The sequence below is a fragment of the Formosa sp. L2A11 genome, from assembly GCF_009796865.1.
Lineage (GTDB): Bacteria > Bacteroidota > Bacteroidia > Flavobacteriales > Flavobacteriaceae > Formosa.
The window spans coordinates 1,858,472-1,880,586 of sequence record NZ_CP047028.1 but is presented as its reverse complement, the minus strand read 5'-3'; the positions used below and the strand labels follow the sequence as shown (position 1 = coordinate 1,880,586).

The 22,115-nt window shown below is 31.9% G+C and carries 19 protein-coding genes; 15 read left to right on the top strand and 4 right to left on the bottom strand.

Translation table 11 applies throughout. The features are described from left to right. Positions 1-93: 93 nt before the first annotated feature. The 3 genes from GQR95_RS08145 to GQR95_RS08135 all read left to right on the top strand — a co-directional run bounded on the left by GQR95_RS08145 (position 94) and on the right by GQR95_RS08135 (position 3,208). Positions 94-1,347: a DUF5103 domain-containing protein gene (locus GQR95_RS08145; RefSeq protein WP_159022702.1), complete on the top strand. Its 1,254-nt coding sequence runs from the start codon at positions 94-96 to the stop codon at positions 1,345-1,347. A 105-nt stretch (positions 1,348-1,452) separates the two neighbouring features. Beyond that, a complete protein-coding gene (gene apaG / locus GQR95_RS08140) occupies positions 1,453-1,839 on the top strand; it encodes a Co2+/Mg2+ efflux protein ApaG (RefSeq protein ID WP_159022701.1) in 387 nt (128 codons plus the stop codon). A 235-nt stretch (positions 1,840-2,074) separates the two neighbouring features. Beyond that, positions 2,075-3,208 carry a lactonase family protein gene (locus GQR95_RS08135; RefSeq protein ID WP_159022700.1) on the top strand — a complete coding sequence of 378 codons (1,134 nt, stop codon included), beginning with the start codon at positions 2,075-2,077 and terminating at the stop codon, positions 3,206-3,208. A gap of 2 nt (positions 3,209-3,210) precedes the next feature. On the opposite strand, the gene rsmG is transcribed toward GQR95_RS08135, so the two are convergent. Next, positions 3,211-3,840 carry a 16S rRNA (guanine(527)-N(7))-methyltransferase RsmG gene (rsmG, locus tag GQR95_RS08130; protein ID WP_159022699.1) on the bottom strand — a complete coding sequence of 210 codons (630 nt, stop codon included), beginning with the start codon at positions 3,838-3,840 and terminating at the stop codon, positions 3,211-3,213. A 136-nt stretch (positions 3,841-3,976) separates the two neighbouring features. On the opposite strand from rsmG, the gene GQR95_RS08125 reads away from it, so the two are divergent. The 3 genes from GQR95_RS08125 to GQR95_RS08115 all read left to right on the top strand — a co-directional run bounded on the left by GQR95_RS08125 (position 3,977) and on the right by GQR95_RS08115 (position 7,141). Next, complete coding sequence (locus tag GQR95_RS08125; protein ID WP_159022698.1) at positions 3,977-5,077, top strand: acyl-CoA desaturase; 1,101 nt, start codon at positions 3,977-3,979, stop codon at positions 5,075-5,077. A 13-nt stretch (positions 5,078-5,090) separates the two neighbouring features. Continuing rightward, positions 5,091-6,278, top strand: a complete 1,188-nt coding sequence (locus GQR95_RS08120) for a pyridoxal phosphate-dependent aminotransferase (RefSeq protein ID WP_199269651.1) — start codon at positions 5,091-5,093, stop codon at positions 6,276-6,278. A 137-nt stretch (positions 6,279-6,415) separates the two neighbouring features. Beyond that, the gene (locus GQR95_RS08115; RefSeq protein ID WP_159022697.1) at positions 6,416-7,141 is read left to right on the top strand and encodes a CPBP family intramembrane glutamic endopeptidase; all 726 of its coding nucleotides are present in this window, start codon (positions 6,416-6,418) and stop codon (positions 7,139-7,141) included. A 58-nt stretch (positions 7,142-7,199) separates the two neighbouring features. Here the strand turns inward: GQR95_RS08115 and GQR95_RS08110 are convergent, their stop codons facing one another. Further along, on the bottom strand, positions 7,200-8,693 hold the full coding sequence (locus GQR95_RS08110) for a TrkH family potassium uptake protein (RefSeq protein WP_159022696.1): 1,494 nt from the start codon (positions 8,691-8,693) through the stop codon (positions 7,200-7,202). Between the two features lie 3 nt (positions 8,694-8,696). Then, entirely contained in the window at positions 8,697-10,046 is a 1,350-nt protein-coding gene (trkA, locus tag GQR95_RS08105) for a Trk system potassium transporter TrkA (RefSeq protein WP_159022695.1), read from the bottom strand. 137 nt (positions 10,047-10,183) lie between these two features. Here trkA and ubiE point away from each other — a divergent pair, with 137 nt between their 5' ends. Both ubiE and GQR95_RS08095 read left to right on the top strand, forming a co-directional pair. Continuing rightward, positions 10,184-10,912, top strand: coding sequence for a bifunctional demethylmenaquinone methyltransferase/2-methoxy-6-polyprenyl-1,4-benzoquinol methylase UbiE (gene ubiE / locus GQR95_RS08100; protein ID WP_199269650.1), 729 nt, complete (start codon positions 10,184-10,186; stop codon positions 10,910-10,912). Position 10,913: 1 nt separating this feature from the next. Then, positions 10,914-11,684, top strand: coding sequence for a porin family protein (locus tag GQR95_RS08095; RefSeq protein ID WP_159022694.1), 771 nt, complete (start codon positions 10,914-10,916; stop codon positions 11,682-11,684). Here GQR95_RS08095 and GQR95_RS08090 read toward each other — a convergent pair. Beyond that, positions 11,671-12,405 carry an RNA methyltransferase gene (locus tag GQR95_RS08090; protein WP_159022693.1) on the bottom strand — a complete coding sequence of 245 codons (735 nt, stop codon included), beginning with the start codon at positions 12,403-12,405 and terminating at the stop codon, positions 11,671-11,673. The two genes, GQR95_RS08095 and GQR95_RS08090, sit on opposite strands and share 14 nt — an antisense overlap. A 130-nt stretch (positions 12,406-12,535) precedes the next feature. Between GQR95_RS08090 and GQR95_RS08085 the strand changes: the two genes are divergently transcribed. From GQR95_RS08085 to rpe, 7 genes are all read left to right on the top strand, one after another. Next, positions 12,536-15,037 (top strand): BamA/TamA family outer membrane protein, encoded by a 2,502-nt coding sequence (locus tag GQR95_RS08085; protein ID WP_370514539.1) that lies wholly within the window; start codon positions 12,536-12,538, stop codon positions 15,035-15,037. A 134-nt stretch (positions 15,038-15,171) separates the two neighbouring features. After that, on the top strand, positions 15,172-16,239 hold the full coding sequence (fbaA, locus tag GQR95_RS08080; protein ID WP_159022691.1) for a class II fructose-bisphosphate aldolase: 1,068 nt from the start codon (positions 15,172-15,174) through the stop codon (positions 16,237-16,239). Between the two features lie 236 nt (positions 16,240-16,475). Next, on the top strand, positions 16,476-17,333 hold the full coding sequence (gene accD, locus GQR95_RS08075; RefSeq protein ID WP_159022690.1) for an acetyl-CoA carboxylase, carboxyltransferase subunit beta: 858 nt from the start codon (positions 16,476-16,478) through the stop codon (positions 17,331-17,333). Positions 17,334-17,479: 146 nt separating this feature from the next. After that, positions 17,480-17,749, top strand: a complete 270-nt coding sequence (gene rpsO / locus GQR95_RS08070) for a 30S ribosomal protein S15 (protein WP_159022689.1) — start codon at positions 17,480-17,482, stop codon at positions 17,747-17,749. A 147-nt stretch (positions 17,750-17,896) separates the two neighbouring features. Continuing rightward, complete coding sequence (locus tag GQR95_RS08065; protein WP_159022688.1) at positions 17,897-20,128, top strand: polyribonucleotide nucleotidyltransferase; 2,232 nt, start codon at positions 17,897-17,899, stop codon at positions 20,126-20,128. Between the two features lie 254 nt (positions 20,129-20,382). After that, complete coding sequence (locus GQR95_RS08055; RefSeq protein ID WP_159022687.1) at positions 20,383-21,246, top strand: RNA polymerase sigma factor RpoD/SigA; 864 nt, start codon at positions 20,383-20,385, stop codon at positions 21,244-21,246. A 134-nt stretch (positions 21,247-21,380) separates the two neighbouring features. Further along, positions 21,381-22,043, top strand: a complete 663-nt coding sequence (rpe, locus tag GQR95_RS08050; protein WP_159022686.1) for a ribulose-phosphate 3-epimerase — start codon at positions 21,381-21,383, stop codon at positions 22,041-22,043. Positions 22,044-22,115: the final 72 nt, after the last annotated feature.

Genomic DNA, 22,115 nt, shown 5'->3' with positions numbered 1-22,115 from the left:
ATTACAGTATATCTTATTTATTTATATTAGTTCTAAATAAAAAACAATTCTAGTTTTTATTTTTCCTTTATATTTACCTTTTAAATGTACAAAATGAATATTAAATCATATTTATACCTCGTAATATTTTTTACACAAAGCTTATGCTTTGCCCAAATAGAACACGAAACCAGTCCGCCAGATTACATTAAAACCATCATGTTTAAAGGAGATACAGACATTAGCATGCTCCCTATTATAGACCTAGGAGACGACCTGCAATTAGAGTTTGATGTACTTAACGGCAATGAAGATGACTATTACTACTCTATACAACACTATAATTACGATTGGACGCCTTCAAACTTAATGCGTTCTGAATATATAGATGGTTTCGACAAACAACGTATTACAACTTACGAGAACTCTTATAATACATACCAAATGTATTCGCATTACACACTTTCCATTCCGAATAGTCAGGTTCGTAGTTTAAAATTATCTGGAAATTATATGATAAAAATTTTCGACGAAAGTGACACGCTCATGTTTTCAAGAAAATTCATGATTAATGAAGGAGGCTCAACAGTTAATGTCTCTATAAAAACATCTAGAGACGTAAAGTACATAAACCAAAAACAAACTGTAGACCTAAAAATAAACTCAAGCGGTATTCAATTTAACAATCCTTTACAAACAATAAAGACAACCTTTATTAAGAATAATAATTTAAATACAGCCATAAACAATGTAAATCCCACGTATACTATGGGACAAACCTTAATATATAAATACAACAAAGAGACTACCTTTTGGGGAGGAAATGAATACTATTATTTTGAAAACAAAGAAATACGTATCGCCAATAGCGGTATAAACTTTGTAGATTTACAGGACCTTTACAACAGTTATCTTTTTACAAATGTACCTCAGAAAAATGCGGCTTACACATATAATCCAGATATAAACGGAAATTTTGTAATTAATAATATAGATGCAACAGACCCTAATATTGAAGCCGATTATGCCTGGATACATTTCTCTCTAAAATCTGAAGAATTACCGCCAAACAAGTCTATGTATGTTTATGGAAATTTTAATAATTACGCCATAAACAAGAATAATAAAATGTCATACAATACAGACAAAGAAATTTACGAAACTGCTATATTACTAAAACAAGGATTCTACAATTATAAGTTTGTAACGCAAGACGATAATAATGTTATAAATGAAGGAGAAATTAGCGGAAATTATTATCAAACAGAAAACGATTACAAAGTTATTGTATACTATAGAGACCTTGGTGGGCGTTATGATAAGATAATTGGCGTTGGAGAAGCTAGTTCTGTAAACATTTCAAACTAGTATTCTTATAAAGAATACTTTTACGCTTTATATCTTTTAAATATGAGTTCACATAATAAGTTTGTATTTTTGCATAGCTAAACGCTTTATTTATCAGTTAAGTATATGGTTCAACAAGTAACAAGAGATATTAAAATATCGGTAGAAACATCTTTCAAAGGCACTCTCTATGATAATTATAGAACGCAATATGCATTTGAATATAAGATTACTATTGAAAATCAAAGTAAAGATACCGTGCAGCTATACGCAAGACACTGGAACATACTTGATGCTTTAAAAGAAGACGAAGAAGTTTCAGGAGAAGGTGTTGTTGGCTATAAACCTATATTACAACCAGGAGAATCGCATACGTATAAATCTGGCTGCATGCTAAGCTCTCCCTTCGGAGCCATGTCTGGATATTACAACATGATAAATTTAAACAATGCTATGAAGTTTAAAGTCTTTATTCCTAGTTTTAAACTTAGCGCTCCATTTGCTACAAACTAAAGGCATTCACTCTAATTTTGTAAAATTTTATCAATCTTTCAATACTTCTCTTTTAAAATTAAAAATGCCTAATATTTAACGCTTTTAGGATTTTATAACACGACTATTACCGTTACCCATTTTTAGGTGAATAAATATATTAACCTGTCTAATTTTTTAAACAGGTTTTTTTATCTCATTTTTTCTTGATTGAAATTATTATTATTTTAGTAGTGCAAACAAATTAACCCAACCCATGAAAACGTTTTTATCCATTTTAGGTCTTTCCCTGTGTCTTCTTTTTAGTTGCAACTCTAAAAAATCTAATCCAGAAACACAAAACAAAACAGAAACAGAGAGCTTCCCTTTCTACGTTGGTACTTACACTAATAAAGACAGCAAAGGCATTTATAAATATGAATTACATAAAGACGGAACCTTCTCTAATTTAGGATTACAAGCCATAACAGAAAACCCGTCTTATTTAAGTTTTTCAGCAGATAAAAAACATCTCATCGCTGCAAATAAGAATGATCCTTATCAAGGTAATATAACGTCGTTTAAAATTACTCCAGATTCTTTAAAGCTGAATAATGAAATGTTTTCAGGCGGGATGAATCCATGCTTTATAACTGTTAATAAAGACAATACAATTCTTGTCGCTAATTACGGAAGCGGAACGGTTACACATTTACAATTAGAAGACAATGGTTTTATAAGTACAAAAATAGATGTAAAACAACATTTAGGAAAAGGCACAACCTCTAGACAAGAAGGCCCACATGCACATTCTGTATATTTTGTTCCCAATAGTGACGATATTATTTCTGTAGACTTAGGCACAAATAGTTTATGGTTTTATAACATTGATAAGAACACAAATAAACTTAAAGCCAACTTACAAGACACATTACTTATGCCCGAAGGTGCAGGACCAAGACATTTAACATTTCACCCCAATAACAAATGGATCTATGTTATAAATGAATTAGACAACACCATAACTAAAGTAGAACGTTTAGCTAACGGAAAATATGTAGCAAAAGAAAGCATAACAACTCTCCCTGAAGATTACACAGGCAAAGCTTATTGTGCCGATATTCATATTTCGTCAGATGGTAAATTTCTATACGCCTCTAATAGAGAACACAACAGCATCACTATTTTTAAAGTTGATAAAAAAGATGGAAGCTTAACAGCAATAGGATATGAATCTACACGAGGAAAAACACCTAGAAATTTTGCATTGTCTCCAAATGAAGATTTTCTAGTAGTTGCAAACAAAAATTCAGATAATTTAATATCGTATAAAAGAGATCAAGACAGTGGGCTATTAACATTTGTCGATGAAATTAAAGCGCCAACACCGTCTTGTATTTTATTTGAATAATATTAGCCTTTATACTTAAGAGGAAGATGAACAATTTTTTTAGTTTCGTAAAAATCTTCCTCAAAATAATCGCTTAAATCATGTATTGTAGCGGTCTTATAATCTTTAAGTTCGTCTTCTAAATCGCCTCCTTTAAGATAGATAATTCCATTTTTAAGGTCATTTCGTTGTTCTTTGGCTATTTTTCCTTTAGTCCAATACACAAAAGTAGGCATAGCAGCAACAGCACGACTTACAATAAAATCATACTTATCGTTAATCTCCTCAACACGACTGTGTGTAACTTTTACATTGGTTAAACCTAAACCTTCAACAACATCAGAAACTACTTTCAGTTTTTTAGCAATACTATCTACCAAATGAAAAGAACATTCTGGAAATAGAATAGCTAAAGGAATACCAGGAAAACCTCCACCAGTACCAACATCCATTAATTTAGTGCCATCTTTAAATGAAATTAATTTTGCAATACCCAGAGAATGTAATACATGACGTAAATACAATTCGTCTATATCTTTTCTTGACACCACGTTAATTTTTAGATTCCAATCTTGATATAAACTTTCTAATTTCTGAAACTTAGAAATCTGATCGTCTGTTAAATCTGGGAAGTACTTTAAAATAAGGTCCATTTCATTTAATTTTTGGTAAAAATATACAATTTGACAACATTTTTTTATGATTTAAATAATAAGTTGCGCTGCTTTATTAATTATATTTGTCCAAAATAGCAACCTCCTAATTTAGTTGCTGTTAAATAAATATTTTATGAATAAACAAGTATTATCATTTTCACGTCAGGATCCAGCTAAGTTTTTTAGAACACTGAACAAACGCGTTAATGAGTATTTTAAAGAAAACAATGTTAAACGAACTGGTAACTGGAAATTATGGGTAAAAACCATAATCATGTTTACCATATTTTTAGCGCCTTACTTTTTAATTTTAACAACAAACATCCCACAATGGGCACAATTACTACTAACCATTGTAATGGGAATTGGTATGGCTGGAGTTGGAATGAATGTAATGCACGATGGAAATCACGGAGCCTTCTCTAATAAAGACTGGGTTAACCGATTAATGGGAAGTAGTATATATATTCTTGCAGGCAATGTTTACAATTGGCAAGTACAACACAATGTATTACACCACACCTACACAAATATTCACGGACATGATGAAGATTTAGAAGCAGGACGTGTATTGCGTTTTTCTAGACATTCTGAATGGAAATGGCACCATAAATTTCAACAATACTATTCTGTTTTACTATATGGTTTATTAACTATAAACTGGGCTATTACTACAGATTGGAAACAAATGAGAAGTTACATGAAACGTAAACTATCTTATGGAAAATTTCCAAGCAAAACAGCAAATTACAGCAGATTGGTAATCTCTAAACTTATTTATGTAAGCATTTGGATTGTATTACCTATGGTAATTTTAGAACTTTCTTGGTGGAAAATCTTATTAGGATTCTTCATTATGCATTATACTGCTGGGTTAATTTTAAGTGTTGTTTTTCAATTAGCACACGTTATGGAAGAAGCAGAAATGCCACTTCCTGAAGAAGATGGAACAATGAAAAACACATGGGCCATTCACCAACTTAAAACCACTGTTAATTTTGGAGCAAAAAGCAGAATTATAAATTGGTATACTGGAGGATTAAATCATCAGGTAGAACATCATATTTTCCCTCACATTAGCCACATTCACTATTCTAAAATTGCTAAAATAGTGAAAGAAACTGCTACAGAATTTAATTTACCATATAACGAATATAAAACGACCCGTAAAGCTATTGCTGCTCACTTTAACTATTTACGTGAAATGGGTAGAAAACCAGCTTTACAATCTTAATCATTAATTACAAATGAATCCACTTTCAGACAGAATTACAAGTCTGCCTGCATCGGCAACATTAGCCATGGCAGCAAAAGCAAGAGAATTAAAAACTCAAGGTATTGATATTATCGGATTAAGTTTAGGAGAGCCTGACTTTAACACGCCTGATTATATTAAAGACGCTGCTATTCAAGCAATAAACGACAACTATAATTCTTACTCTCCAGTAGACGGTTATGTAGAATTAAAAGAGGCGGTTATTACAAAGTTTAAACGCGATAACAACTTAACATACACACCTGCACAAATTGTTGTCTCTACAGGAGCAAAACAATCTATTGCAAATGTGGCTCAGGTTCTATTAAACCCTGGAGACGAAGTATTATTACCTGCACCATACTGGGTAAGCTATTCTGCAATTGCAACGTTATGTGAAGCGACTTATAAAGAAATCCCTTCATCTATTGAAGATGATTTTAAAATTACGCCAGCACAGTTAGAAGCTGCCATTACTCCTAAAACGAAAATGGTATTCTTTAACTCGCCTAATAACCCAAGTGGAACAATTTACACAGAAGCAGAATACCGTGCTTTGGCTGAAGTTTTAGAAAAATATCCAAATATTTTTATCCTTTCAGACGAAATTTACGAACACATAAACTACGGTACAAAACACTTTAGTTTTGCTGCTATTCCAAGTATGTTCGACCGTACAATTACTGTAAATGGTGTTGCAAAAGCTTTTGCAATGACAGGTTGGAGAGTTGGATATATTGGTGCTCCAGATTGGATTGCTAAGGCATGTACTAAAATGCAAGGACAAATTACTTCTGGAACAAACTGTATTGCACAACGTGCTACAATTACAGCATTAAACGAATCTCCAGAACGTATCCAATTTATGGTAGATGAATTTAAAGTTAGACGTGATTTAATTTTAGATTTATTAAACGACATCGACGGGTTTAAAACAAATATTCCTGAAGGTGCTTTTTATGTATTCCCTAATGTTTCTGAATACTTCGGAAAAACTTTAAGAGGAAAAACAATAAACAATGCAACAGACTTCTCTTTATATTTATTAGAAGAAGCGCACGTAGCAACTGTAACAGGAGAAGCATTCGGAAACTCTAACTGTATCCGTATTTCTTACGCAGCGTCTCAAGACACTATTAAAGAAGCTTTAAAACGTATTAAAGACGCAGTAACTGCTTAATTATAACGTATTCCATATTATTACAAAAGCCACTATTTTACGATAGTGGCTTTTTTTATATCTATAAGTTAAGAAATAGAGATTGTAACAAACTTAAAGGTAGCTCGTCATAATAGAAAACCAACACACTCTATTTTATGTCAATATGGACTCCTCTTTTATGGCTAGTTATAATTACTCCAATACTAATTATTGCTCATTTTAAATCTGAAAGAACGAATTTCAAATACCTTTTAATATTTGTTATTTATTTTCTATTTGACAACTACTTAAATTCTTTAGATTTTATTGACACTTTTTTACCAAACTTAAATTGGAATTGGGATGGTAAGTTTTTAAGCTTAATATTAAGTCTAGGCTTTATACTATTTCAATCTAAAGAAATAAGAAAGGACATAGGATTTACAACAAAATTTAATTCTAAAATAAAATTCGGTATTTTAATATTTCTAGGCTTTTTAATATTTGATTTCGCTTTTAAATATTTAGTATTCCCAAAAGGTGGTGAATTTAATTTAGAATCTTTTTTATTTCAAGCAACAATGCCCGGATTAACCGAAGAGATTCTATTTAGAGGTATTTACTTATGGCTATTAAATAAAGCTTTTGTTTCTTCTAAAGTAATTAATGGCGTATCATTTAGTTGGAGTTTTGTAATTGTAACCGTATTATTTGGAGTAGCTCATGGAATTATATTAACCGAATCGTTTGAGATTAATTATGACATCGCTACAATCATGTATCTAACATTAATATCATCATTAGCGCTTGGTCTTTTAAGAAAATATTCTGGTAATTTACTTTTACCAATACTAGGTCATAATATAATTAATGTCATGAACTTCTTAATAAGACTAATGTAAAACCACTTAAGGATTATCTACTCTATACAATTAAGCTTCAGTCTATTTTAAAAAAACGCTATCTATTTCTCCAAAAGAACGGAGTTAGTAATACTAAAACAGTAAACAATTCTAAACGTCCAATAAGCATTAAAAAACTACACCACCATTTTCCAAATGCTGGCAAAGCAGCATAATTTGTAACGGGACCAAAATTCCCTAAAGCAGGACCAACGTTACCTAAACTTGAAGCCGACAAACCTACTGCAGATTCAAAATTAATACCAAGCATAGAAAACACTAAGGCTCCAATAATAAAGGACAACATATATAGTATAAAAAAAGCTAAAACATTAAATACAATTTCTCCTGAAACGGCTTTATTATTATAGCGCACAGGCAATACTGCGTTAGGATGAAGCGAACGTTTAAACTCCATGAATCCGTTTTTAATCATAATTAGGTGTCTCACCACTTTTACACCTCCAGATGTACTTCCTGCAGAGCCTCCTAAAAACATTAAACCAAAGAAAAATACCACCAAAAAGTGTGTCCATAACGTATAATCTGCTGAAACAAAACCTGTAGTTGTTATAATAGATAAAACCTGGAATAAGGCATGCCTAAATGCGCTTTCTGCTTGTCCCCAAACCATTGGGTGCGATATACTAGACACGGCTAAATCTGCTCTAAAATAGATAATAGAAGCTACAATTATTGTAAAAATGGCTATAAATATAGTGTACAGTTTAAATTCTTCATCTTTTAAAATTTTTTGAACTCTCCCTTTAAACGCAAAATAGCTAAGTACAAAATTAGCACCAGCCAGATACATAAAAACAATAATTATATATTGTATAATTGGTTGATGATTCCAATAGGCTACACTTGCATTTTTAGTAGAAAAACCACCTGTAGACAAGGTTGCTAACGCATGATTAATGGCATCGAAAAAAGTCATTCCGGCTACCCACAATAATATGGTTTCGGCAACTGTATAACCAAAATAAATTAACCACAAGCGTTTCGCGGTATCTGTAATTCTTGGGTGTAATTTATCTCCACTTGGTCCAGGTGCTTCAGCAGCGAATAACTGCATCCCTCCTATTCCTAATAACGGAAGTATAGCTATTGCCAATACTATAATCCCCATTCCTCCTATCCAATGTGTTAAACTTCTCCAGAATAAGACACCATGCGGAATGGCCTCAATATCATGTAAAATAGAAGATCCTGTTGTTGTATATCCAGACATGGTCTCGAAAAAGGCATCAGTAAAGTTTGGAATACTTTGCGTTATAATGTAAGGTAACGTACCAGACAAAGTCATAATTAACCAACCAAAGGTGACAATAATATACCCTTCTCGTTTATTTATTTCTTTTTTATGATCTCGGGTACTATACATTACAATTACACCTAAAGCAATAGGAATAAATCCTGAAATAAGTAATTTAATAGTATCACCATCGCTATAAAACAAACTCACAATAGCCGACAACAATATAAAACCACCATTGAATAACAATAGCGACCCTAAGAAATAAAAAATAATTTTATGATTTAATTTCATCTGTTAGAGAAAGAGTTTTTCTACTTGCTTAATAGATTGTGGTAAAGAACATACAACGACACGATCGCCTTCAGAAATTCTAAAATCTCCAAGTGCAATAATACCATTATCGTCTCTAATAATACCACCAATAATTGCTGAACGCGGAAAATCTATTTCTTTAATTAATTTATTACAGATTTTAGATTTAGCCTTTACTTTAAACTCTAACAATTCTGCATTCATATTATTCAGTTTGGTCATTGCCACAACCTCTCCTTTTCTAATGTATCTAAAAATATTATTGGCAGCTAAAAGCTTTTTATTAATAAGTGTATCGATACCTATAGATTGAGACAACTCGAAATAATCCATATTCTCTACTAAAGCAATTGTCTTTCTTACACCTTTAGATTTTGCGACTAAACAAGACATAATATTTGTTTCAGAATTTCCTGTAACAGCAATAAAGGCATCCATTTCACTAAGATTTTCTTCTTCTAGCAAATCTACATTACGTCCGTCTCCATTAATTACTAAAACTTTTGGTAATTCATCGGCAAGATCGAAAGCGCGTTCTTTATCTTTTTCAATCAACTTCACACTTGTAGACGAGTTACTTAAATCTCTGGCAGCTTTAAAACCTATTTTACTTCCGCCTAAAATCATTACATTTTTAACTTCGGTATACGTTTTACCAGTAAGTCGGCAAAGTTCTTCAGCACCACCTTCAGCAGTAATAAACACTACATTATCTCCCTGTTTAAATACGGTATCTCCTCTAGGAATAATTGTATATTGTGTTCCAAAACGTTGAATTGCTATAGGTACAAAGCGTATTTCTGGAAAAATTTCGGCAGCTTCTTTTACTGTTTTCCCCACAAAAGTCATTCTACTAGATAAGTTTAAACCCACCATAGTTAACGCTCCTTCTTCAAATTCGTAACTATCATTAAAAGCAGATTGATCTAACAACAACTTAATTTCTGAAGCCGCTAAAGCCTCTGGAGAAATTAATTCATCAATTCCAAATTTGGTAAACCCAACTTCATCTTTATGATTTATAAATTCTGTATTAGAAATTCGTGCAATGGTTTTCTTTGCACCAAGTTGCTTTGCTAAAACACAAACTGTAATATTTGTAGTTTCAGAAGATGTTACAGCTATAACAAGATCACTTTCAGACACTCGTGCATCCTTTAAAATAGAAATAGAAGTAGAATCCCCTTTAATTACCTTAATATCTAAATGCGTATCTGCATTTGTTAAACTCTCTTTATTTACATCTATTAATGTAATTTCTTGAGCTTCATAAGATAAAAGTTTAGCTAAATGAAATCCAACTTCACCAGCGCCTGCAATGATAATTTTCATGTGTGGTATGTTGTAAAAAGTAAAACAAATATAATCGAATTTATATTTTATGTAGACTTTTGCAATTAATATAATTATTTGTTTCCAAGTTTCCTAATACATGCCGAATAACTTATATTTGCCTAAAAATTTCTGATTTGATAAAAGTAAATCCATATAAAGACAGCGACTTAGGTAAAAAAGAACAAGTCACTAAAATGTTTGATAATATTTCAGGCACTTACGACGATTTAAATCGTGTAATTTCTTTTGGAATAGACATTAAATGGCGTAAAAAAGTGGTAGAGCTTGTTAAAAACACCAATCCTAATTCTGTATTAGATATTGCTACAGGAACTGGAGATTTAGCAATAAACTTAGCTGAAACTAACGCTGAAAAGATTATAGGATTAGACATTAGTCCTGGAATGCTTGATGTTGGAAAACAAAAAATTAAAGCAAAAAAATTAGAAGGTACCATTGAAATGATTTTGGGCGATTCTGAAAATATGCCGTTTGAAGACAACAGCTTCGATGCTATTACTGTTGCTTTTGGAGTACGAAATTTTGAAACTCTTGAAAAAGGTCTTGCAGAAATTCTTCGTGTATTAAAACCAAACGGGATTTTTGTAATTTTAGAAACATCTGTTCCTGTAAAAACACCTTTTAAACAAGGCTACAAATTGTACACAAATCACATTATGCCTACAATAGGTAAACTGTTCTCTAAAGACAAAAGCGCCTATAAATATTTAAGCGATTCTGCTGCTGTATTTCCTCACGGAGAAGCTTTGAACAATATTTTAAAGAAAATTGGGTTTATTAATGTTGAGGCGTTTCCGCAAACATTTGGAGTTGCTACTATTTACAAATCATCTAAACAGTAATATGAAAAAATTAGTTGTAATTCTATTTTTTATCTTGATTTCACAATCTAGTATAGCTCAACTTTTTACTGGCGAACAAATTTTAAATAATGAAAACTTTGATAAAGACCGATTTAGTTACGGTTATTTTCTAGGGCTTAATAATTATGGGTTAAATTTTGAATATAAAGATAAAATCTACGATGAAACGGGGCAAGATGTCACAGAAATCCAGATAGATAAAGGCTTTGGTTTTAGTGTTGGTCTTTTAGGAAATATGAGGATTAATGATTATTTCGATTTACGTTTTGAACCTGGATTATTTATATCGAGTAGAACGCTACATTATAACAAAAATTATTTTAGTGGTTACGATGGTTATGCTGATTACGATTTTATAGCAGACACGGATAATGTATTAGAACGCGAACTAAAATCTACGTATGTACACTTACCTTTATTAATTAAATTTTCGGCTAAACGTATAAATAATTTTAAGCCGTTTATTGTTGGAGGTCTATCAATGTCTCTAAACCTAAATAGTAACGAGGATAATGAGGACGACAACAATAGTGGCCAGTTTAGAATGAAAAAAAACACCTATTATTATGAAATAGGTGCTGGTATAGATTTTTATCTTGAATACTTTAAATTTACACCCTCAATTCGTGGGGTGTTTGCTTTAAGTGATGAATTAGTTCCCGATGATCCTTCTAAAGGTCCTAGCCCATGGACAGATAATATTTCAAGTATGAAAACACAAGGTATCTTTATAAACTTTACTTTTCAATAGTACGACGTTTAAACTCGCTTAATAAAATAGAGGTTGCCGTTGCAACATTTAAACTTTCTGTTGCTTTTAGAGCTCCAAATCTTGGTATTGCTATTTTTTCGGTAATTAAAGATTCTACAGCCTTAGAAACACCATTGGCTTCATTGCCCATAACCAGAATTCCAGAATCTAAAAGGTGTTTGTGTGTGTATACATTTTCACCTTCCATGAAGGCTCCAAAAACGGGAACGCTTACATCGTTTAAAAACGATTCTAAGTTTAAGTAATTAATATTAACGCGAGTAATAGACCCCATAGTTGCCTGAACCACTTTAGGATTAAAACAATCTACTGTTCCTACATTACAAACCAAATCTCGAATACCAAACCAATCGCATAAACGAATTATAGTTCCTAAATTTCCAGGATCACGAACATCGTCTAAAGCCACACAAAGTTGAGACAGATCTATAGGCTTAGAATCTGGCATCTCGAAAACGGCAAGAGCTTTATTTGGTGTTGTTAAACAACTAATACGTTTTAAATCTGCTTCAGAAATAAGTGTTTCTAAATCTGTTTCAATATTAAAAAGCTCGGTAGTGTAAATATGCTGAAGTTTTAAGTCGGATTGCAACAATTCTTTAATTGTCTTAATCCCCTCAGCAACAAACAAATTCGACTCTATTCTATGCTTTTTAAGTTTTAATTTGTTAATTAATTTTATTTGATTTTTTGATAACATTCAAATAATGTATTTTTGATTTTATAATCGACTTATTACGTTTACTTCCATAACGATTGCAAACATAAAACAAGTCTTTTAAATGTTTTTAATTCCTAGAATATACTTGAGACAAAGGTTATCAAAAATAGTGTTATTTATTTTAATAACAGGTTTAATTACGGCTTGTAATTCTATAAAGGGAGTTGGAGAAAACGAACGTCTTTTAGTGAAAAACACGATTTATGTAGATAGTGTTCGAAACACTTCCGAACAAATAGATAATTTACTATATCAAGACCCCAATAAAACAATGCTTGGTCTTCCTGTGCGTTTATACATTTACAATCTTGCTAGACCAAATATAGATTCTATAATAGATGCACATTTAAACAAATCTGAAAAACACAAAAAAAACCTAGAACAGTTTCTATCTAAAAAACAGCTTTTTCAATATATAGGTTATAGAAAAGGATTTAATTCGTGGCTAAAAACAACAGGAGAAGCCCCAACAATTGTTAACGAACCACGAGCAATAAAATCGCTTAAACGCTTAGAAGACTACTACACTAACAATGGTTGGTTTAATGTCTCTGCCAGTTACGACACCGTTAATAAACCCAAAAACAAAACAGAGATTAAATATCATGTTAATTTAGGAAAAGCTTTTAAAATAGATAGTATTTCTTCAAAAATTGCTTCTCCTATGGTCGATTCTATTTACAATCGCACTAAAAACAGATCTAAAATAAAAACAGGAGATCGTTATACTACAGATAATTTTGAAGCAGAACGCGATAGAATTACAACAGACCTAAGAAACAATGGCGTCTATCAATTTAGTCAAGATTATGTTATCTTTCAAGTAGATACTGTAGGAACTAACAAGAAAGTAAATGTAGAAGTACAAATCAAAGATTTAGAGATAAGAAATCAGGATTCTTCACGCAGAGAACCTTTTAAAGTCTATAAAATTAAAGATGTAAATATTTTCACAAACTCTACTGTTGAAAACAGAAAGGCTACTATTATAGATTCTGTAACCTATAACAAATACCATTTATATAGTAACAGAAAATTAGCCTATAGACCAAAAGCATTAACCGATGCTCTTTTTATTAGTCCGGGAAGAATTTATAGCGATTTAGACCGCACACGTACATATAATCATATTAGCGAGTTAAAAACCTTTAAATACCCTGACATTAAATATGTAGAAAATCCAGACTCTACACTTACAGCAAATATACATTTAACGCCATTAAAGAAATTTAATTTAGGTTTTGCAACAGATGTATCTACAAGTAATATTCAAATAATAGGTTTTTCTGTTAACCCAAGTTTATTTGCCAGAAACATTTTTAGAGGTGCAGAAACTTTAGAATTATCAGGATTTGCATCTATTGGAGCTTCAGATGATTCTAGCGATGATAAAGATGCCTTTTTTGATATCAACGAAATTGGTGCAGATTTAAAGTTAACCATACCAAGAGTGTTTTTTCCTTTTAAAACAGATAGTTTAATCCCTAAATACATGTCTCCGACTACAAAAATCGGAATTTCTATTGCGAGCCAAAAAAATGTAGGATTAGATAAACGTTCCTTAACGGGGAACTTAAATTATAATTGGAAACCAGAACGTGGAAAAACACAAGCGGTAGATTTATTTAATGCCCAATATGTTAATAATTTAAATCCAGATAATTATTTTAATGTTTATAGCACGTCATACAACAGTTTAAATGACATTGCTCAAGATATTGGATACATTTCTAGTGATGAAGATTTATCTATTCCTGATGGCACAGATGAGTTTATTACAGAAGCTTTAAGCGACAATCCGCCAAACGATATTTCAGACGACGATATTCAAACAATTAACAATATTGAAGAGCGAAAAGAACGATTAACAGAAAACAACCTTATTGTATCTACAGCTTATTCTTTTGTAAAAGACAATCGTAAATCTGTTACAGATGAAGATTTTTATATTTTTAGATTTAAACTAGAATCTGCTGGAAACCTTATGGCCTTAGGCTCTAAGTTGTTTAACAGTACTAAAAATGAAGACGACCATTACGAGTTATTTAATGTAGCATATTCTCAGTACTTAAAAACAGAACTAGACTTTACAAAACACTGGGATTTAAGACACAGAAACATACTTGCTATTCGTGCCTTTTTCGGAATAGCAATTCCTTATGGCAACTCAGAAAACATTCCGTTTTCTAAGAGTTTCTTTGCCGGAGGAGCAAACGATAACAGAGCATGGACAGCTTACGATTTAGGACCTGGAAGCTCTCAGAGTAACGACGATTTTAATGAAGCCAACCTTAAACTTGCTTTAAATATAGAACATCGTTTTAATCTATTCGAAGATTTGTATGGTGCCGTATTTGTAGACATAGGAAACATATGGAATGTTTTTGATAATATAGATGACGAAGCTTCTACATTTAACGACTTAAGTTCTCTTAAAGATACAGCAATAGGATCTGGATTCGGACTCCGTTACGATTTTAGTTTCTTAGTCTTTAGATTCGATATTGGTTTAAAAACGTACGACCCTTCCTACTCCGATGGTAATCGTTGGTTTAAAGATTACAATTTTGGAAATGCTGTTTATAATGTAGGGATCAACTATCCGTTCTAACATATTTCCGGACTTCAAGATTTATATCGTTTTCGCTGATTTTTGCATCAGTAAAGCACCTAAAACACTAAAAAAATACTTTAAAAGTATTACTTTTGGTAATAATCAACATTCACAATAATAAATAAAATATTATGGGACACAATATTAAACCGGGAGTTGCTACCGGAAAAGAAGTACAAGAAATTTTTAAACTTGCCAAAGAAAAAGGATTTGCTCTTCCAGCTGTAAATGTAATTGGATCTGATACTATTAATGGAGTTCTAGAAACTGCGGCATCTTTAAATGCACCAGTAATTATTCAGTTCTCTAACGGTGGTGCTGTATTTAATGCAGGTAAAGGATTAAGTAACGAAAACCAAAAAGCAGCCATAGTAGGTGGTGTCGCTGGAGCAAAACATGTACACGAATTATCTCTAGCTTACGGTGTTCCTGTAATATTACATACAGACCATTGTGCTAAAAAATTATTACCTTGGATAGACGGTTTATTAGATGCAAGTGAAAAACATTTTGCAGAAACAGGAAAACCACTATTTAGTTCTCACATGATTGATCTTTCTGAAGAACCAATCGAAGAAAATATGGAAATTTGTAAAACTTACCTAAAGCGTATGAGCAAAATGGGTATGACTTTAGAAATTGAATTAGGTATTACAGGTGGTGAAGAAGATGGTGTAGACAACTCTGATGTAGACGATTCTAAATTATATACACAACCAGAAGAAGTTGCTTATGCTTATGAAGAATTAAGTAAAATTAGTGATCAATTTACAATTGCTGCTGCTTTTGGAAATGTACACGGTGTTTACAAACCAGGAAACGTAAAATTAACTCCAAAAATATTAAGAAACTCTCAAGATTTCTTATCTAAAAAACACAATTTACCTCACAACCATATAGACTTTGTTTTCCATGGTGGTTCTGGATCTACTGTAGAAGAAATTAAAGAAGCTATTACTTACGGTGTTATTAAAATGAATATTGATACAGATATGCAATATGCATTTATGACTGGTATTCGTGATTACATGAAGAAAAACGAAGCATATTTAGAGTCTCAAATTGGTAATCCTGAAGGAAGTGATGCTCCAAACAAAAAATATTACGACCCAAGAAATTGGTTAAGAGAAGGAGAAAAAACTTTTGTAACTAGATTAAAAAAGGCTTTTGAAGATTTAAATAATGTAAACACATTATAAAAAAAACCGAGGCGTTATGCTTATATTAAAAACAAAATTTTAATTTTGGCAATAATATAATCTAATGGAATAGAAATGTATTTAACATTCTTGTATTTACATTTCTATTATATTTACATTAAATTAATTCAAACAGACATAAAAAAGTATATTTTTTATGTCTGTTTGTTTAATGCTAAAAAGGAACTATTCCGAAATATATTTAACATTTCAGAATATAAAAAATAAGAATCAATATGTCTTGGTTTAAGAGAAAAACAAAAGGAATTACAACAACTACCGACGAGAAGAAAGATACCCCGAAAGGACTATGGTATAAATCTCCAACAGGTAAAATAGTAGATACAGAAGAATTAGAACAAAACTTCTATGTAAGTCCAGAAGATGGATACCATGTTAGAATTGGAAGTAAAGAATACTTCGAAATACTTTTTGACGATAATACTTTTAAAGAATTAGATGCAGATCTAACGTCTAAAGATCCCCTAAAATTTGTAGACACTAAAAGATATCCAGACCGTTTAAAAGCTGCACAAGACAAAACACATCTTAAAGATGCTGTAAGAACTGCAGTAGGAAAATCTAAAGGAAAAGATATTGTTATTGCTTGTATGGACTTCAGTTTTATTGGAGGTTCTATGGGAAGCGTAGTAGGAGAAAAAATTGCTCGTGCAGCAAATTACTCTCTAAAAAATAAAATTCCTTTAATGGTTATTTCTAAATCAGGCGGAGCTAGAATGATGGAGGCTGCATTATCTTTAATGCAAATGGCCAAAACTTCAGTAAAATTAGCACAATTAGCAGATGCTAGTATTCCTTATATCTCGTTATGTACAGACCCAACAACCGGAGGAACAACTGCTTCTTTTGCCATGTTAGGAGACATTAACATTAGCGAACCAGGAGCCTTAATTGGTTTTGCTGGTCCAAGAATTGTAAGAGATACTACAGGAAAAGAACTTCCTGAAGGCTTTCAAACAGCAGAGTTTTTATTAGAACACGGCTTTTTAGACTTCATTACACACCGTAAAGATTTAAAAAACAAAGTGAACTTATATCTTGATTTAATTACAAACACACCTTTAAGAGCATAAGTATTAAAAAAGGAAGAATATTATCTCTTTTTTAATCACCTATATAAAAGACAACTAATAAATTTTTAAATGATATAATATTGCTATATTTGCAGCTCGAAAGATAGGCTTTCGTGTACATAACAATCATTTACAATAATATTAGAATGTATTTATCAAAAGAAGAAAAGCAAGAAATGTTTGCTAAACACGGTAAAGGGAAAAACGATACCGGTTCTGCAGAAGGACAAATTGCTTTATTTACACAAAGAATTAATCACTTAACAGAACACTTAAAAAATAATCGTAAAGATTATAATACAGAGCGTTCTTTAGTAATGTTAGTAGGTAAAAGAAGAAGCTTACTAGATTATTTAACTAAGAAAGATGTCTTAAGATATCGTGCTATTGTTAAAGAATTAGGATTAAGAAAATAATAAAAGAGAGGCTTTATGCCTCTTTTTTTTAATTTATACTTCTTGTAAGAGATAAGATAAAAAGCTATTACTTAGTTTTTCATTGGTCACCCACACACACAACAACTACAACACAACGACCATTGTTTAATTAGAATAAAAAAAATTATGATTCCAAAAGTTTTTAAAGAGGTCATAGACCTTGGTGATGGAAGAGAAATCTCTATCGAAACCGGAAAATTAGCGAAACAAGCTCATGGATCGGTAGTTGTAAAATCTGGAAAATGTATGTTATTATGTACATTAGTTTCAAATTACAAACAAAGTGATGTAGACTTTTTACCATTAACGGTAGATTACAGAGAAAAATTTGCAGCAGCAGGTCGTTACCCAGGAGGTTTCTTTAAAAGAGAAGCTAGACCAAGTGACGGAGAAGTATTAACAATGCGTCTTGTAGACCGTGTTTTACGTCCATTATTCCCTAAAGATTATCACGCAGAAACTCAAGTTATGATTCAGTTAATGTCTCATGACCCTAATGTTATGCCAGATGCTATGGCTGGTTTAGCCGCTTCTGCAGCAATTCAATTATCTGATGTCCCTTTTGAAACACCAATCTCTGAAGCTAGAGTTGGTCGTATTAATGGTGAATTCATTATCAACCCAACAAGAGCACAATTAGAAGAATCTGACATCGATATGATGATTGGAGCATCTGCTGATTCTGTAATGATGGTTGAAGGTGAAATGTTAGAAATTTCTGAAGAAGAAATGGCTGAAGCAATTAAATTTGCCCATGAAGCTATAAAAGTACAATGTGCTGCTCAAGTAAAATTAGCAGAAGCTTTCGGCAAGAAAGAAACACGTGAGTACGATGCAGAAAGAGAAGATGAAGCTGTAGAAAAAAGAGTTAAAGAATTAACTTACGATAAAGTGTATGCTGTTGCTAAAAAAGCATCTGCAAAACATGAAAGAAGTGCTGCTTTTGATGAAATTAAAGCAGAAGTAAAAGCATCTTTCACTGAAGAAGAATTAGAAGATTTTGGAGACTTAGTTTCTAAATATTTTTATAAAGCTGAAAAAACTGCAATTAGAGATTTAACTCTAAATGAAGGCTTACGTTTAGATGGTCGTAAGACTGACCAAATTAGACCAATCTGGTGTGAGGTAGATTACTTACCATCTACACACGGATCTTCTATTTTTACTCGTGGAGAAACTCAAGCATTAGCTACAGTTACTTTAGGAACATCTAGAGAAGCAAACCAAATAGATATGCCATCTTATGAAGGTGAAGAGCGTTTCTATTTACATTATAACTTCCCTCCTTTTTCTACTGGTGAAGCGCGTCCTTTAAGAGGAACGTCTCGTCGTGAAGTAGGACACGGAAACTTAGCACAACGTGCTTTAAAAAACATGATTCCTACAGACTGTCCTTATACAGTACGTGTAGTGTCTGAAATTCTAGAATCTAACGGATCGTCTTCTATGGCAACTGTTTGTGCTGGAACAATGGCATTAATGGATGCAGGTGTACAATTAAAGAAACCAGTTTCAGGTATAGCAATGGGTTTAATTACAGATGTAGAATCTGGTAAATACGCTGTATTATCTGATATTTTAGGTGATGAAGATCACTTAGGAGATATGGACTTTAAAGTAACCGGTACTGCAGATGGGATTACAGCTTGCCAAATGGATATTAAAGTAAAAGGATTATCTTACGAAATTCTTGTTAATGCTTTAAAACAAGCTCGTGATGGTCGTTTACATATCTTAGGTATTTTAACAGATACTATTTCTGGACCTAATGAAGATGTTAAACCTCACTCTCCAAAAATGATTTCTAGAAGAGTTCCTAACGAATTTATTGGTGCTTTAATTGGACCAGGAGGAAAAGTAATTCAAGAAATGCAAAAAGAAACAGGAACTACTATCGTAATAAACGAAGATCCTGTAACAGAAGAAGGTATTGTTGAGATTTTAGGTGTAGGTAATGAAGGTATTGCTGCTGTACAAGCTAAAATTGATTCTATATTATTTAAACCACAAGTTGGTAGCGTTTACGAAGTAAAAGTTATTAAAATGTTGGATTTTGGAGCTGTAGTTGAATATATGGATGCACCAGGAAACGAAGTATTATTACACGTAAGCGAATTAGCTTGGGAACGCACAGAAAATGTTTCTGATGTTGTAAATATGGGAGACGTATTTGATGTAAAATATTTCGGAACAGATCCTAAAACACGTAAAGAGAAAGTTTCTCGTAAAGCGATTTTGCCAAAACCAGAAGGTTATGTAGCAAGACCACCACGTGATCGTGATGATAGAAAACCTAGAGATAATAGAAATCGCGACAACAGACGTGACGACAGAAAACCTAGAGAAAAAAGAGATTAATTATTTAATCTTATAAACTTAATAAAGCCAATCTTGAATGTTCAAGATTGGCTTTATCTTTTTAAAAAATCATACATTTACAAAAAAACATTAATGACCTGATTAACAAATTTGTAAATTAAAATAAGAACCCCATTTTATTACACGTTTTATTTTTTTTAAAAAAATTAATTTAATTGTAACATTTACAACAACGTTTACGTATAACTACATACAAAGGAGTATTCACTTAATTATTTACAGAAAAAGTTTTCATGAGACAACTTAAAATTACGAAGCAGGTTACTAACAGAGAAACAGCTTCGCTAGATAAATATCTTCAAGAGATTGGAAAAGTTGACTTAATTACCGCAGACGAAGAAGTAGAGTTAGCACAACGTATTAAAGCAGGAGATCAAATTGCTTTAGAAAAGTTAACAAAAGCTAATTTACGTTTTGTTGTTTCGGTAGCAAAGCAATATCAAAATCAAGGTTTAACATTACCTGATTTAATTAATGAAGGTAATTTAGGATTAATTAAAGCAGGACAACGTTTTGATGAGACACGTGGTTTTAAATTTATATCCTATGCCGTATGGTGGATTAGACAATCTATCTTGCAAGCATTAGCAGAGCAATCTAGAATAGTACGTTTACCATTAAACAAAATTGGTTCTATAAACAAAATCAATAAAACATTTGCATTCTTAGAACAAGCTAACGAACGTCCGCCAAGTGCAGATGAGATCGCTAAAGAATTAGACATGACTATTAACGATGTTAAAGAGTCTTTGAAAAATTCTGGCCGCCACGTAAGTATGGATGCACCTTTAGTTGAAGGAGAAAACTCTAACTTATACGATGTATTAAACAGTGGAGAATCTCCGAATCCGGATCGCGAATTATTGCACGAATCATTACGTACAGAAATAGAACGCGCTCTAGAAACATTAACGCCACGTGAAGCAGATGTAATTCGTTTATATTTCGGATTAGGAAACCAACACCCTATGACACTTGAAGAAATAGGAGAAACATTCGATTTAACTCGTGAACGTGTAAGACAAATAAAAGAAAAAGCAATTCGTAGATTAAAACATACATCACGAAGCAAAATTTTAAAAACATATTTAGGATAAACCTAAAACAGCAACAAACAGTTTAACTCGTTTAAAGAGAAAAATAACTGTTCGTTTTTTGATTGATGAAAGAACCCTTGGCTGATTACCGAGGGTTCATTTTTTTATATTACTTTAGCGCAAAATTTACTACAATGAGTTCAAAATTAATAGCCCCATCTATCTTAGCCGCAGATTTCGGTAATCTTCAAAGAGATATTGAAATGGTAAATAACAGTGAGGCAGACTGGTTTCATATAGATATAATGGACGGTGTTTTTGTACCCAATATTTCTTACGGTATGCCCGTTCTAGATTCCATTACAACACACGCAAAAAAAACAATAGACGTGCATTTAATGATAATTGATCCTGATAGATATATCAAAACATTTGCTGATTTAGGAAGTAATATACTAACAGTACATTACGAAGCATGTACACACCTACACAGAACGCTTCAAGCAATCAAAGCTGAAGGTATGAAGGCAGGAGTAGCTCTAAACCCTCATACAAATATTAATGTCTTAGAAGACACTATTAACGATATTGATGTTGTTTTAATTATGAGTGTTAACCCTGGTTTTGGCGGACAAAGTTTTATTGAAAACACATATAATAAAATAAAACAATTAAAAGAACTTATAATCCGTAAAGGTGCGCATACACAAATTGAAATAGATGGTGGTGTAACAAACAAAAATGCAAAGGCATTAGTAGATTGTGGAGCAGACATTTTGGTAGCAGGAAGTTATGTTTTTAAGAGTTCTGAACAGTTAAAAACAATTTCTGATTTAAAAAACCTCGTAAATTCTTAATAAATAATAAATATATAATATTTTAATACGTCATTAATTTTGATTATGTTAGTTATCGAATTAATTGATTAT